Source organism: Brachybacterium phenoliresistens, from assembly GCF_000576425.1.
GTDB lineage: Bacteria > Actinomycetota > Actinomycetes > Actinomycetales > Dermabacteraceae > Brachybacterium > Brachybacterium phenoliresistens.
On sequence record NZ_KK069996.1, the window covers coordinates 1 to 14,434 of the forward strand.

Consider the following 14,434-nt stretch of genomic DNA (forward strand, 5'->3'; position numbering starts at 1 on the left):
GGCGGGGGAGCCGTCCGCCGCATCGGCCGGCGGGCCCCGACCCGGCGCCCGACGGCGCCTGGTGAGCACCTCCCTGTTCGACCGGGGACGCACCGCGGCGAGCGCCCCCTCGGAGCCGCAGCGCGCCGCGGACGCGGCGGATCCCGCGCCGGAGCCCGCGCCCCCGCACGGCCCGGAGACGCCTCCGGAGCCCGAGGACGAGGAGCCCGGAGCCATCACGCTGGTCGCCCCGATCGAGGAGGGCGACGATGCGCCGGCTCCGACGCCGAGGCCGCGCCGCCCCGCCCCCGCGGGACCCCTCACGCCCCCCGCCCGGACTCCCGCACCCGCCCCCGCCCCGGCCGCGACGCCGCCCCCGGCCCCTGCCGCAGAGCCGGCGCAGGAGGCCGCCGGGCACCCGGCGCAAGCCTCCCCGGATCTGGAGGCCACCGGCACCTACGACGTGCTGTTCGGCCCGACGGTGCACCGCCGGATCGAGGACGCCGCGATCCGCATCGGCGACGAGAGCGCGGAGGAGCCGCACGAGGCGACCTCCGCCGCCGGGGCGACGGCATCCCAGGAGCTGGGGGAGGGCTCCCCGGCGCCCGAGCCGGAGGAGGAGCCCGCCGCCTCGGCGCCCTCCGCCGCGGGCCCCGCCTCGGCGGCGATCGGCGACTTCATCGACTGGGTGCCCGGAGTGGGCCGCGAGGCGCCCGAGATCGCACGCACGGCCGCCCGACGCGCCGCAGGACCTGCCGCGGCGGCTCCGCAGGGCCAGCCCGCCTCCCCGCAGGTCCGCGTCGCCGAGCGCCCGCAGCCGCCGCGGCCCGCGCCGGCCCCGATCGCGCAGGATCCCGCTCCCGCTCCCGGGCCTGCGGCAGCGCCCGCGGCAGCGGCAGCACCCGCGCCAGCGCCTGCGGCAGCGCCCATGGCAGCGGCAGCATCCACGCCCGCGCCCGCGGCAGCACCCGCCCCTGCGTCTGCGCCCCCGCCCGCGATGCCTCGCCGCGGGGAGCCGGCGCCCCCGCCGCGACCGCAGCAACCGGCGCCCGGAGCCCCGGCGCACCCGGCATCGCCGCGCCAGGCTCCCCGCGGGCAGAGGGCGACCGCCTCGTCGGCGCCCGTGCTGCTGTCCGGGCTGCTCTGCGACGCCGGGCACGCCAACCCGCCGGAGCTGTCGACCTGCCGCGCCTGCGGGCGACCGCTGGCCGGCCCGGTGCGCTCCGTGCCGCGCCCCGCCCTGGGCCGCATCGAGCTGAGCACGGGGGAGAGCTTCCGGCTGGACCGCTCCGCGATCATCGGCCGCAAACCGCGCGCCTCCCGCGTCAGCGGGCGCGAGGTGCCGCAGCTGATCACCGTGCCGAGCCCGCAGCAGGACATCTCCCGGTCGCATCTCGAGCTGCGCCTGGAGGGCTGGCACGTGGTCGCCCTGGATCTCGGCACCACCAACGGCACCACCCTCCTGCGCGAGGGCACGGTCCCGCGGCGGCTCTCGCCCCACCACGCCGTCATGCTCCAGGACCTGGACATCCTGGACCTGGGCGACGGCGTCCGCCTGCGCATGCGGGAGGCCGGATGAGCACCCGCCCGCCCTCCCCGCATCCCGAGCTTCCCGGGTACCAGTACGAGAAGCTGCTGGGCTCCGGCGGCTTCGCCGACGTGTTCCTGTACCGCCAGTTCCGCCCCCAGCGCCGGGTGGCGATCAAGGTGCTGCTGGCGAACGTCCTGGACGACTCCGTGCGCCGCCAGTTCGACGGCGAGGCGAACGTCATGGCGACCATGTCGACGCATCCCTCGATCGTCACCATCCACACCGCCGACGTCTCCGCCGACCATCGGCCCTACCTGGTCATGGAGTACTGCCCGCGCCCCAACTACGGGGTGCGCTTCCGCAAGGAGCGGATCACCGTGGCGGAGGCGCTGCGGGTGGGCGTGCAGATCGCCGGGGCCGTCGAGACCGCGCACCGCGCCGGGATCCTGCACCGCGACATCAAGCCCGCGAACATCCTGGTGACCGAGTACAACCGGCCCGCGCTGACGGACTTCGGCATCTCGATCGTCGCCGACAGCGGTGAGGACCTCGAGGACAGCCAGGGCATGTCGATCCCCTGGTCGCCGCCGGAGTTCTTCGCGGACCCGCCGCGGGCCGACCAGCGCTCGGACGTCTTCTCCCTCTCGGCGACCGTGTACTCGCTCCTGGCCGGGCGCACCCCGTTCGAGCTGCCGGGACGCCGCAACACCGCCTCCGATCTCATCCACCGCATCTCCTCCGAGCCGCTCGCCCCGCTGCTGCGGCCCGACGTCCCCGAGGCGCTGGACCGCGTGCTGTCGATCGCCATGGCCAAGGACCCGGCGGGCCGCTACGACTCCGCCCTGGCCTTCGGCCGCGCCCTGCAGCAGGTGGAGATGCAGCTGTCCCTGCCCATCACCCAGATGGACGTGCTGGACGACCGCGGGGCACCGGCCCCGGCCGCCGGGCCCGGCGGCGAGGACGACGAGCTGGATGCGCACACCCGGATCCGCAAGGTCGCGACGGTGGACCCGGAGGCGGCGGTGACGGGCCCCCCGGCGCAGTCCGCAGGTCCCGGATCCGCCGGAGCGATGACCTCCCCGCCCTCGGGCCCGGCGGCCGGGGCCATGGCCCCGGCGGGATCGGACCGCTACGCCGCGATCGCCCCGCCGCTCGCCGGCGGCGCCTCCGCCTCCTCCGCCCCGGCCGCCGGGACCGGCGGGGAGGGGGACGCCACGATGCTGCGTCCCGTCGCCCCGCCGCCGTCCCCGGACGCGGGCCCCGCCTCGCCCTCCGGGAGCGCGGCGGAGGGGTCCGGCAGCGCCCGTCGCGTCCCCGCCTGGCCGTTCGTCGCGCTCGCCGGCGTGCTGGTGCTGGTGCTGGGCATCGGAGCGACCATCGCGGTGCGCACGGCGTTCCCGAGCGCGGAGGAGGCCCCGCCGACCGCGGAGATCCAGGACCCCGCCGGCGGCGCCTCGCGGCTCTCCCCGCCGACCGGGGTCACGCTGCAGATCATCGCGGAGGGCCAGGGCCCCGAGCCGGGCAAGGTCAAGGTCTCCTGGACGATGCCCGCGGACATGACCGAGGACGACTACATCCAGCTGACCTGGGTGGAGCTCCCCGACGGGTACGGGCGGTACTCGGCGCCGGTCTACGAGCGGGTCCATCAGTCCCGGGTGATCGCCCTGCCGCCCAACCAGCCCGGCGCCTGCCTCGCGGTGCGGACCATCAACGACTCCGGCGGGGCGAGCGCCCCGGAGACCGTCTGCCTGTCCGGGGAGACATGACCGGGGGCACGGGGCGGGCGGGACGGGCCCGGCGAGGGCGCCGGGCGGCGCACCCCGCACACATCATCGGATCGAGAGTGCCCACGGGGCGCGCAGAAGGAGGCGAGGAGCATGGCATCGACGATCTCCGTCGAGTACTGCGGTGAATGGTTCCGGGTCGGGGAGGGCGACGAGCTGACCATCGGCCGCGAGGCCGATCTGAGCGTCGACGAGGACAACCCCTTCCTGCACCGGAAGTTCCTCTCGATCGTGCAGGTCGACGCGCTGTGGTGGCTGGTGAACATCGGCTCGCGGCTGTCGGCGACCGTCACCGACGGCACCGGGTCGATGCAGGCATGGCTCGCGCCCGGAGCCCGCCTCCCGCTCGTCTTCGACGAGACGAAGGTCGTCTTCACCGCCGGCCCCACCACCTACGAGCTGTCCGTGCACGCGGAGTCGCCCGAGTTCGAGCGGACCCTCAGCGCGAACGATCCGGTGGGGGAGACGACCGTCGGATCGGTCGCCCTCACCGAGAGCCAGAAGCTGCTGATCCTGGCGCTGGCCGAGCCGATGCTCACGCGCGACGGGACCGGCATGAGCGCCGTGCCGACGTCCGCGCAGGCCGCGGACCGCCTCGGCTGGCAGCGCACCAAGTTCAACCGCAAGCTCGACAACGTCTGCGACAAGCTCGACCGGCTCGGGGTGCGGGGCCTGCGCGGCGGGCCCGGCAAGCTCGCCAGCAACCGGCGCGCCCGCCTGGTCGAGCACGCCGTCTTCTCCCGCCTGGTCACGGCGGAGGACCTGCCCCTGCTGGACCGGGCCCCGGCCGACGTCGACGAGGACTGACCGCCGGCCGCCGCGCACGCCGCGACCCACCCCACGGACGAGGACTGACCTGCCCCCATGCGCATCAAGCTCACCCTGCGCCGCCCCGAGGACCGCCTCACCGACCTCGAGGTCACGGCCGATGCCACCGCGACGGTGGCCGACGTCGCCGAGGCGCTCTACCGCGCGGACCCCCTCCGGGCGGGCGCCGAGTTCCCCGAGGGGCTGACCCTGCAGGTCCAGGACCCCGGCGCGGGGCCCGGAGCCGGCGGGGTGCGGTCCCTGGACCGCACCGTCGACCTGATCCAGGCGGGGCTGCGCTCCGGCAGCGTCGTCTCCATCGCCCGCTCCAGCTCCGAGTACGAGACCCGGGCCGAGTCCCGCGGCGCGGCGGTGGCGCTGCTGCGCGTCCTGTCCGGGCCCGAGACCGGTCGCGAGTTCCCGCTGCCCAGCGGCTCCAGCGTGGTGGGCCGCGAGGGCGATGTGGACATCCGGATCGCCGACCCGATGCTTTCCAAGCGCCATGCCCGCATCAACGTCGCCGAGACCGTCGAGATCGTGGACCTGCAGTCCTCCAACGGCGTGGTCATCGGCGGGGAGCGGGTCCAGCGCGCGGCCATCGGCCCGGCCGACACGGTGCTGATCGGCGGGACGACCTTCGCGATCGTGTCCCTGCAGCGGATGGGCGGCACCGCCCCCAGCTCGCCGGTGGTCGAGTTCAACCGGGCGCCCCGCGTGGTGCCCCGCTTCCCCTATCGGCCGCTCAAGGCGCCCACCCCGCCCAAGGAGCCCCAGCCCCAGGCGTTCCCGGTCTTCCTGATGTTCGCGCCGCTGATCATGGGCGGCTTCATGTTCGCGATGACCGGCAGCCCGTTCTCGCTGATGTTCGTCTTCATGATGCCGATGATGGCGACCGCCGCGTATCTCAACCGGCGCCTGCAGAACAAGCGCCAGCTCGAGCGGCAGATCAAGAACTTCGAGGAGGGCCTGGCCTCGCTGCGCCGCCGCATCACCGAGGCGCAGGACGTGGAGAGGTCCGTGCGCCTGGCGGAGAACCCTGCGGCGGCCGCGACCGTCGACGCGGCCTTCCGGCTGGGCCGGCTGCTGTGGACGCACCGCCCCGAGCACCACCAGTTCGCCTCGGTGCGCCTGGGCATCGGGATCGCGGAGTCCAGGGTCGGCATCGACATGCCGGGGGAGAACGACGCCATCCCGAAGTACTGGGACCAGCTCGAGGATCTCCACGAGGAGTACCGCACCCTCGCCGGCGTGCCGATCGTCGCCGAGCTGCGCTACGCCGGGAACATCGGCGTGGCCGGCAGCGGCGAGGAGGCCGACGGCGTCGCCCGCGGCATCGTCACCCAGCTGTTCGGCCTGCACTCGCCGGCCGATGTCGCGATCGCGGCGATCACCTCCCGCTCCTCGCGGGAGTCATGGCACTGGCTGAAGTGGCTGCCGCACACCTCCAGCCCGCACTCCCCGCTGCCCGGCGACCATCTGGCCGACACCCCCGGCCGCGGCTCCTCGCTGCTCTCGCGGATCGAGGAGCTCATCGAGCAGCGCGGCGGCGGCGCGCCCGCCTCCCTGCGCACCCCGATGAGCCCGGACGTCACCCAGGAGCCGCCGGTCCCGCCGGAGCCGCAGACCCCCTCCCTGGTGGTGATCATCGAGGACGACGCCCCGGTGGACCGGGCCCGCCTGGTGCGCGTGGCCGAGCGGGGGCCCGACGTGGGCGTGCACGTCATCTGGTGCGCGGCCAACGTCCTGGCCCTGCCGGCCGCCTGCCGCACCTACATCGCCGTGGAGGAGGCCGTCGAGGGCGCCGGCGCCGGCCACGTGCGCCTGGGCGAGCAGTTCTACCCGGTGTCGGTGGAGACCGTCTCGGTCGAGGTCGCCGCCGGGGTCGCCCGGCACCTGTCGCCGGTGATCGACGCGGGCGTGCCCGTGGACGACGACTCCGACCTCCCGCGCGCGATCTCGTACCTCAAGCTCTCGGGCATGGCCATGGCCGAGCAGCCCGGTGCGGTGATCGAGCGCTGGAAGGAGAACAGCTCCCTGACCCCGCGCGACGGCTCCGAGCCGGTGCGGCGCAAGCACGATGCGGACCTGCGCGGGCTCATCGGCCACAACGGGCAGGACACCTTCCACCTGGACCTGCGCACCCAGGGCCCCCACGCTCTGGTCGGCGGCACCACCGGCGCCGGCAAGTCCGAGTTCCTGCAGGCCTGGGTGATGGGCATGGCCACCGCGCACAGCCCCGACCGGGTGACCTTCCTGTTCGTGGACTACAAGGGCGGCGCCGCCTTCGCCGACGCGGTCACCCTCCCGCACGCGGTGGGCCTGGTCACCGACCTGTCCCCGCATCTGGTGCGCCGCGCGCTCACCTCGCTGCGGGCCGAGCTGCACTACCGCGAGCACCTGCTGAACCGGAAGAAGGCCAAGGACCTCGTCTCCCTCGAGCGCACCGGCGACCCGGAGGCCCCGCCGAGCCTGATCATCATCGTCGACGAGTTCGCGGCCCTGGCCAAGGAGATCCCCGAGTTCGTCGACGGCGTCGTGGACGTCGCCGCCCGCGGCCGCTCGCTGGGCCTGCACCTGATCCTGGCCACGCAGCGTCCCGCCGGCGTCATCAAGGACAACCTGCGCGCCAACACCAACCTGCGCATCGCGCTGCGCATGGCCGACGAGGCCGACTCCAAGGACATCCTGGGCGACGTGATGGCCGCCCACTTCGACCCCGGCATCCCCGGGCGCGCCGCCGCGAAGACCGGGCCGGGGCGCATCGCCACCTTCCAGACCGGGTACGCCGGAGGCTGGACCACGCACGAGCCCGAGCGCGCCCGCATCGACATCGTCGAGAAGGACTTCGGCACCGGCGAGCAGTGGGACATCCCCGCGCCGCCGACGGCCGCGGTCACCGACCCCGGCCCCAACGACATCTCCCGGATGGTCCGCACCATCCGGGCCGCCGCCCAGGAGGCCGGGATCCCCGCGCCGCGCAAGCCCTGGCTGTCCGAGCTGGCGCAGGCCTACGACCTCTCGCGCCTGCCCTCGCGCCGCACCGACGAGGACCTCCTCATCGGGGTCATGGACGTGCCCGAGGACCAGGCCCAGCCGACCGTCTCCTACCTGCCCGACCGCGACGGGAACATGGCGATCTACGGCACCGGCGGCTCCGGCAAGTCGACGACCCTGCGCACCATCGCGATCTCGGCGGCATCGACCGTGCGCGGCGGGCCCGTCCAGGTGTACGGCCTGGACTTCGGGGCCTCCGGCCTGTCGATGCTCGAGGAGCTCCCGCACGTGGGCTCGATCATCTCCGGGGACGACGAGGAGCGCGTGATCCGCCTGCTGCGGACCGTGCGCGGCATCGTCGACGAGCGCTCGCGCAGCTTCTCGGAGGTCCGGGCCGGCAGCGTCGCCGAGTACCGGGAGCTCGCGGGCAGGCCCGAGACCCCGCGCATCCTGCTGCTCGTGGACGGCATGGCCTCCTTCCGCGAGGCCTACGACTTCTCCAACCTCTCGAAGTGGTTCACGACCTTCGTGCAGATCGCGACCGACGGCCGCCAGGTCGGCGTGCACGTGATCGTCACCGGCGACCGCCCCAACGCCATCCCCACCTCGCTGGGATCCTCCATCCAGCGCCGGCTGATCCACCGGATGGCCTCGGCCGACGACTACGGCGCCTTCGGCGTGGACAAGGACATCCTCGACGCCGCCTCGCCGCCCGGGCGAGCGATCCTCGACGGGCACGAGGTCCAGATCGCCGTGCACGGCGGGGACTCCAACGTGGCGATCCAGTCCCGGGAGGTGGCCGAGCTGGCCAAGGCGATGCGCCGGGCCGGGGTGCCGGAGGCGCCGGCCATCGAGCGTCTTCCCGAGCGGGTCGAGCTCTCGCGGCTGCGACCGGTCGTCGGCGGCCGTCCCGCCCTCGGCGTGGGCGACGAGACCCTCGCGGAGGTCACCTTCGAGCCGCGCGGGGCGTTCATGGTCACGGGCCCGATGTCCTCGGGGCGCACCACCGCCATGCTCACCATCGCCACCTCGCTCTCGGCGATGGACTCGCCGATGCGGCGGGTCCGCTTCTCGGCCCGGCGCACCCCCCTGACCGGCCTGCCGATCTGGGACGTGGAGGCCTCCGACCCGGAGACCGTCAAGGATCTCGCCGCCCAGCTGCGCGGGACGGTCGAGTCCGGGGCGGTCGGCGAGGGCCGGCTGGCCCTGTTCATCGACGGGGTCGCCGACTTCACCGGCAGCGGCGTCGAGGCGGACCTGGACAAGCTGATCCGCGCCTGCACCCGCGAGGGCCAGTTCGTGGTGGGCGAGAACGAATCGGCCTCCTGGTCCCAGGCGTACGTGCTCGCCCAGCCCTTCAAGGCCGGGCGGCGCGGACTGCTGCTGCAGCCGGGGGAGACCGACGGAGACATGCTGCTGGGCACGCCCCTGGGGCGGATCCGCCGTGCGGACTTCCCGCCCGGCCGCGGATTCCTCGTGCACGGCGGCCGCGCGGTCAAGCTGCAGGTGGCCCAGAAGACCGAGTAGCCCGCCCGCCGGGGGCCGGGGTTGTCCACATGGGTACTCCTCCCCATGGTCCCCGCCCCCGCTCCTGCCTACAGTGGCACTGTCGAGCAGGAGCGGCGCCCCGTGACGGGGCGCGGCCCGGCGCACCGCGATCCGTCGGACGCAGAAGGGGTCTGGGAATGAACACGAACAAGGGCATGATCGTCGAGGAGGTCCGCCAGATGGCCTCGCAGCTGCGCGAGGCCGCGGAGGAGATCGGCACCATCGAGCGCGAGCTCACCAGCGGGCTGGAGGCCGTGGACTGGACCGGCCCCGATGCGGATCAGTTCCGCGGCCAGTGGTCCGGGGAGATGGTCCCGGCCCTCCAGCAGATCATGCAGTCCGTCTCCGAGCTCGGCGACACCGCGGACCGCAACGCCGACGAGCAGTCGGACACCTCCGCGAACTGATCACCACCCGGCTCCGCCGGTCAGGGCCGACGCAGCCCGCAGCAGGGACATCCCGCTGCGGGCTGCGTCGGCCCTGGTAGATTGTCAGCGCCAGCGAGGACGAACGGAGATTCTCCATGCCCCAGCAGTACACGTACCCCAGTGCGGCGTTCCCGGGGAATCCTCGCATCCGCCTGGACGTCCCGGACGACTGGGAGCCGCTGATCGTGCCCGGGGTCCAGATCGCCGTCGCGCAGCCGCGCGTGGAGGGCCGCTTCCGCGCCAACGTGGTCGTCACCGTGCAGCGCTTCGCGCCCGGGTTCGGGATCGCGCAGGCCGAGGCGGGGCTCGCCCAGCGCAAGGCGGAGCTGCCCGAGCTCGAGGAGCTCGGCACCGGGCAGATCGAGGTCGGCGGGCGCACCTGGGTGGCCAGCGAGTACGGCTACACGCAGCCGGGCCGGCCCACCGTGGTCCAGGCCGCGCGCTATGCGGTGATCCCGCGCGGGGAGAGCGCCGTGGACGTCATCGAGCTGGTGGGCAGCTGCGGGGCGGATTCCGCCGACGCCGAGATCGAGCAGCTGCGCGCGATCCAGGACTCCGTGGCGATCGAGATCGACTGACCCGCGCATCTCCGCGTGCCGACGGCCGTGCCCCCTGGGGGCGCGGCCGTTCCGCATCCTGGGCCCGCAGACGGCCCTGTGGATGGCCGATCCCCCCGAAATGCGCGCTGACCTGCACTTCTGTGTGGGGAGGAGTGATGGGGACTTCTCCCCATGGTGCGGCGTGGAGCGGCGTCCTAGTGTTGAGGCATCACCTCGGGGGCAAGGTTCCGAGGGGCGCGGGAAGGTCCGCGGCGGGCCACGCACCAGGTGGACCGAAGTGACATCACCACGAAGGGGAAATCATGAAGAAGGGTATGAACCCGGCGGCCGTCCAGCAGATGGCCACGCAGATCAGCACCGCCGGCGAGGACGTGCGCGGCAAGTTCGACGGGGCCAACGCGCGCATCCAGGAGCTCGACTGGACCGGCGAGGACGCCGACCGCTACCGCGGCGAGTTCGCCGATCAGATCGGCCAGCTCGTGCAGCAGGTCGTGCAGGGCGCCCAGGACTTCTCCGACCGCGCCATCCAGAACGCCCAGCAGCAGACCGACACCTCCTCCCAGTGAGGCCCGTCCGGGCTCCCCACCTCTTCGCACAGATCTGACTCCAGGAGAACACCATGGCTTTCAAGGGAATGGACACCGAGGCCGGCCTCGAGGTCGCGACCTTCATCGACACCACCGGCAGCGAGATCCTCGACATCATCGACTCGGTCACCTCCGTGGTGACCTCGGTCGAGTGGATCGGCCCCGACTACGACCAGTACACCTCGGACTGGAACTCCTTCGTCTCCGGTCCCGTGGCGGGCCTCGTCGAGGCCATCTCGGCCAAGGCCGAGGAGCTGCGCGTCGACGCCGAGGAGCAGGACACCGCCTCCAACGGCCAGTGAGCGCCGGGCCGCGAGGCCCGCTCTCGCGCACGAGCCCCACGCCGCATCTGCGGCGTGGGGCTCGTCGTCGTCGCGGCAGGTCCGCCGCCCGGGACGGGAGGGGGCCCGCCGGATCCCTGCCCGGCGCGCCCCGGGCCTCGGGGCGTCCCGGGCGCCCCGGCGTCCGGCTCCCGCGGCGGCCGGGGACCGTCGGCGGACGTCGGGAGACGTCAGCGGTAGTTGATGAACTGCAGCGCGACGTCGAGGTCCTTGCCCTTGAGCAGGGCGATCACGGCCTGGAGGTCGTCGCGGCTCTTGGAGCTCACGCGCAGCTCGTCGCCCTGGATCTGGGCCTTGACGCCCGTGGGCCCCTCGTCGCGGATGAGCTTGGAGATCTTCTTGGCCTCGTCGGTGGCGATCCCCTCCTTGAGGGTCGCCACCAGGCGGACCTCCTTGCCGGACTGCTTCGGCTCGCCGACCTCGATCGCCTTGAGGGAGATCCCGCGACGCAGGAGCTTGGTCTGGAGCACGTCCAGGACCGCCATCACCCGCTCCTCCGCATTCGCGCTCATGACGATCTCGTCGCCGGAGAGCTTGAGGGACGCATCCGTGCCGCGGAAGTCGTAGCGCTGCCCGACCTCCTTGACCGCCTGGTTCACGGCGTTGTCGACCTCCTGGCGGTCGAGCTTGCTGACGATGTCGAACGAGGAGTCGGCCATGTCCACCTCACCTTTCGCTGCTGGGCGCCGGCGGCGCCGCATCCGGACGTCGCGCGGGCGCCCGCGCGACGCCCCCAGGGTATCGGGAGGGGGCCCGGGGCTCGGAGAGCGGGCCCCGTGGCCGGGGGCATCCGCGCCCGATCCGCCCTAGCAGTCGGGAGGCTCCCGGCGCACCTCGGGGGCCTGTGATCAGCCTCATGGGCCGATGAGGCCCTTCCGGTTCGCGCTCGGGACCGATCACCCGTATGCTTGCTGAGGTCCGCATGAGGGGCTCCGAGAGACAACGGAAGCCACGGGCGGTCCAGACCTGGCAGGTTACCCGAGTGGCCAAAGGGGGCTGACTGTAAATCAGCTGGCTATGCCTACGGGGGTTCGAATCCCTCACCTGCCACGCCGAGGATTGCAGAGATGTGATCCCAGGCACCGGAACGGATCCGAGTTTTGCACGAGAGGCAGGACGAAGGTAAAGTTCTCGGGGCTTGCCCTGATAGCTCAGTCGGCAGAGCATCTCCATGGTAAGGAGAAGGTCAAGGGTTCGATTCCCTTTCAGGGCTCTGATGGATGCGGCGGCCCGGTCTCATTCCGAGACCGGGCCGCTCGATCCGTCAGGCCGGGGTAGCTCAGACGGTTAGAGCGCACGACTCATAATCGTGAGGTCGCGGGTTCGATCCCCGCCCTCGGTACCACACCGGTTCCGGCCGGAGTGCATGTTCACACCCCCCAGCATGGGGACCCACGAGGCACGCCGGCAGGCGCGCCCCAGAGGAAAGAGGCCAGCCGTGGCGAGCAAGAGCTCTGACGTGCGTCCCAAGATCACCATGGCGTGTGTTGATTGCAAGGCGCGCAACTACATCACCAAGAAGAACCGTCGCAACACCCCTGATCGGCTGGAGCTGTCCAAGTTCTGCCCGACCTGCGGCAAGCAGACGGCGCATCGCGAGACCCGCTGAGAACGCGGTATCGCATTGTGAAGGCCACCCGGGACAGGTTCCCGTGTGGCCTTCTCGCATTCCTGACCCTGTGAACCCCGTTCTCTGACGCGACCCGTGCACGCGGGGGCGTCCGCTCCGAGGAGACTGCCATGGCATCCGCACCGGATCCCTCCTTCGCCGGCCGCACGTACCCGGCCGGCCCCGTCCACGTCGTCTCGGGCGCGAAGATCGCCGAGTTCGCCCGCGCGACCGGCGCCGCCAGCGCGATCCACACGGATCCCGAGGCCGCCGCCGCAGCCGGCCATCGGGGCGTCGTGGCCACGCCGACCTTCCTCGTCTCCCTCGCCCAGGCCACCGAAGCCCAGTACATCGAGGACCCGGCCGCCGGGATCGACTTCACCCGCGTCGTCCACGGCGAGGAGTCCTTCGAGCTGGCCCGCCCCGTCGTGGCAGGGGACCGCCTGGTGCCCACGCTCACCGTCGAGCGCGTCCGCTCCGCCGGCGGCCACACCATGGTCACCACCCGCGTGGACGTGGCGGACGAGGCCGGGGACCCCGTCGCCGTCGTGCGCAGCATGCTCGTCGTGCGCGGCGAGTGAGCGCACCCGTCCCCAGCCCGCAGAGCCCCTCGGCCCCTCGGCCGACCCCGCGAGAGGATCGCACCGCAGCCATGACGACGACCACCCCCCTCACCCTCGACCAGCTCGAGACCGGCCAGGAGCTCGCGGCCGGCGCCTGCGAGATCAGCCGGGACAGCCTCGTGCGCTACGCCGGCGCCTCGGGCGACTTCAACCCCATCCACTACAACGACACCGCCGCCCGCGAGGCGGGCCTGCCCGGTGTCATCGCGCACGGCATGCTCACCATGGGCACCGCCGTGAACGTCGTCGCGGACGCGCTGGGCGAGGGGGCACGGATCACCGCCTGCTCGACCCGCTTCTCCGCCCCCCTCGAGGTGCCCGCGACCGGATCCGTCACCCTCGCGGTGCGCGCCGTGGTCGGGAAGATCGATACGGAGGCGGGAACCGTCCAGCTCAGCCTCGAGGCGAGCGTCGACGGCACCGCCGTGCTGGGGCGCGCCCGGGTGAGCGTGCAGATCGACGAGCGATCCGCGTGAGCACCGCGCGCCTGGCCGATCTCACCACGCTGCGCATCGGCGGCAGTATCCGCACCCTGATCGAGGCGCGCACGCAGGACGAGCTGATCGCCGCGGTCGCGGGCGCCGACGAGCGCGGCGAGAGCCTGCTCGTCCTCGGCGGCGGCTCCAACCTCGTGGCCTCGGACGCCCCGTTCGAGGGGGCGGTCGTGCTGGTCCGCGACCCGGGGAGCCCGCCGCTGCTCGATGCGAGCTGCGAGATCCCCGCGGCGGGGGAGCCCGACGGCATCCCCGCCGACCCGGCCGAGATCACCCCGCTGGAGGCGACCTGCGGCGGGGCCACCATCGAGCATTTCGCCGGGACGAGCTGGGACGACGCGGTCGCCTACGCCGTCGCCCGCGGCATGATCGGCATCGAGGCCCTCTCCGGCATCCCGGGGACGGTCGGCGCCACGCCCATCCAGAACGTCGGCGCCTACGGGCAGGAGGTCTCCCAGACCATCACCCGGGTGCGCACCTGGGACCGCCACGATCGCGCCGTGCGCACGTTCTACGCCGCGGACTGCGGCTTCGCCTACCGCGACTCGCTGTTCAAGCGCACCCCTTACGAGGGGCCCGTGCCCTCGGCGACGGGGCGCTACGTGGTGCTCTCGGTCACCTTCCAGCACCGCCTGGGCAGCCTCTCGGCCCCCATCCGCTACGGGGAGCTCGCGCAGCGCCTCGGGGTCGCCGCGGGGGAGCGCGCGCCGATGCAGCAGGTGCGCGAGCAGGTCCTCGCCATCCGCGGCGGCAAGGGCATGGTCCTGGACGCCGAGGACCACGACACCTGGAGCGCCGGCAGCTTCTTCACCAACCCGATCCTCGGCGCCGAGCAGGCGGCGGCGCTCCCGGCGGACGCGCCGCGCTACGCCGCAGGCCAGGGGCGGGTCAAGACCAGCGCCGCGTGGCTGATCAGCCACGCCGGCTTCGACCGCGGCTTCGCCGTGGGCCCGCGGGCCTCGCTGTCGACCAAGCATTCGCTGGCCCTGACCAACCGCGGCGGAGCCACCAGCGAGGACCTGGCCGAGCTGGCTCGGACCGTCCGCGACGGCGTGCAGTCCGCCTTCGGCATCCGCCTCGAGCCGGAGCCCGTCCGGCTCGGGATCGACATCTGACCACCGACCTCGACGCCCGACCCCCCGACCTAGG

The 14,434-nt window shown here is 73.3% G+C and carries 13 protein-coding genes and 3 tRNA genes; 15 read left to right on the top strand and 1 reads right to left on the bottom strand.

Annotation, left to right across the window (positions count from 1 at the left end; all coding sequences use genetic code 11):
- From BF93_RS19045 to BF93_RS11450, 8 genes are all read left to right on the top strand, one after another.
- Positions 1-1,558 (top strand): FHA domain-containing protein (locus BF93_RS19045; RefSeq protein ID WP_232226344.1); only part of this gene is annotated, 1,558 nt, incomplete at its 5' end.
- Positions 1,555-3,276 (top strand): serine/threonine-protein kinase, encoded by a 1,722-nt coding sequence (locus tag BF93_RS11420; RefSeq protein ID WP_038372800.1) that lies wholly within the window; start codon positions 1,555-1,557, stop codon positions 3,274-3,276. The genes BF93_RS19045 and BF93_RS11420, both read left to right, overlap by 4 nt.
- 111 nt (positions 3,277-3,387) lie before the next feature.
- The gene (locus tag BF93_RS11425) at positions 3,388-4,101 is read left to right on the top strand and encodes an FHA domain-containing protein (protein WP_038372802.1); all 714 of its coding nucleotides are present in this window, start codon (positions 3,388-3,390) and stop codon (positions 4,099-4,101) included.
- A gap of 57 nt (positions 4,102-4,158) precedes the next feature.
- Positions 4,159-8,622: an FtsK/SpoIIIE domain-containing protein gene (locus BF93_RS11430; RefSeq protein WP_038372803.1), complete on the top strand. Its 4,464-nt coding sequence runs from the start codon at positions 4,159-4,161 to the stop codon at positions 8,620-8,622.
- Between the two features lie 158 nt (positions 8,623-8,780).
- Positions 8,781-9,050: a WXG100 family type VII secretion target gene (locus BF93_RS11435; protein ID WP_051486876.1), complete on the top strand. Its 270-nt coding sequence runs from the start codon at positions 8,781-8,783 to the stop codon at positions 9,048-9,050.
- Positions 9,051-9,166: 116 nt separating this feature from the next.
- Positions 9,167-9,649 (top strand): DcrB/PsbP domain-containing protein, encoded by a 483-nt coding sequence (locus tag BF93_RS11440; RefSeq protein WP_038372804.1) that lies wholly within the window; start codon positions 9,167-9,169, stop codon positions 9,647-9,649.
- A 284-nt stretch (positions 9,650-9,933) separates the two neighbouring features.
- A complete protein-coding gene (locus tag BF93_RS11445) occupies positions 9,934-10,197 on the top strand; it encodes a WXG100 family type VII secretion target (protein ID WP_051486877.1) in 264 nt (87 codons plus the stop codon).
- Positions 10,198-10,250: 53 nt separating this feature from the next.
- On the top strand, positions 10,251-10,520 hold the full coding sequence (locus BF93_RS11450) for a hypothetical protein (RefSeq protein ID WP_232226345.1): 270 nt from the start codon (positions 10,251-10,253) through the stop codon (positions 10,518-10,520).
- A 209-nt stretch (positions 10,521-10,729) separates the two neighbouring features.
- Here the strand turns inward: BF93_RS11450 and BF93_RS11455 are convergent, their stop codons facing one another.
- A complete protein-coding gene (locus BF93_RS11455; protein WP_038372806.1) occupies positions 10,730-11,218 on the bottom strand; it encodes a YajQ family cyclic di-GMP-binding protein in 489 nt (162 codons plus the stop codon).
- A gap of 309 nt (positions 11,219-11,527) precedes the next feature.
- Between BF93_RS11455 and BF93_RS11460 the strand changes: the two genes are divergently transcribed.
- The 7 genes from BF93_RS11460 (at position 11,528) to BF93_RS11485 (ending at position 14,400) form a co-directional block, all read left to right on the top strand.
- Positions 11,528-11,609 (top strand) — tRNA-Tyr (locus BF93_RS11460).
- Between the two features lie 90 nt (positions 11,610-11,699).
- A tRNA-Thr gene (locus BF93_RS11465) sits at positions 11,700-11,772 on the top strand.
- Positions 11,773-11,827: 55 nt separating this feature from the next.
- A tRNA-Met gene (locus BF93_RS11470) sits at positions 11,828-11,904 on the top strand.
- Positions 11,905-11,997: 93 nt separating this feature from the next.
- Positions 11,998-12,168, top strand: coding sequence for a 50S ribosomal protein L33 (gene rpmG / locus BF93_RS20070; protein ID WP_029360274.1), 171 nt, complete (start codon positions 11,998-12,000; stop codon positions 12,166-12,168).
- A gap of 131 nt (positions 12,169-12,299) precedes the next feature.
- Positions 12,300-12,749, top strand: coding sequence for a MaoC family dehydratase (locus BF93_RS11475; protein ID WP_038372807.1), 450 nt, complete (start codon positions 12,300-12,302; stop codon positions 12,747-12,749).
- Between the two features lie 71 nt (positions 12,750-12,820).
- Positions 12,821-13,267 (top strand): MaoC/PaaZ C-terminal domain-containing protein, encoded by a 447-nt coding sequence (locus BF93_RS11480; RefSeq protein ID WP_038372809.1) that lies wholly within the window; start codon positions 12,821-12,823, stop codon positions 13,265-13,267.
- A complete protein-coding gene (locus tag BF93_RS11485) occupies positions 13,264-14,400 on the top strand; it encodes a UDP-N-acetylmuramate dehydrogenase (protein WP_038372811.1) in 1,137 nt (378 codons plus the stop codon). Before BF93_RS11480 ends, BF93_RS11485 begins: the two co-directional genes overlap by 4 nt.
- Positions 14,401-14,434: the final 34 nt, after the last annotated feature.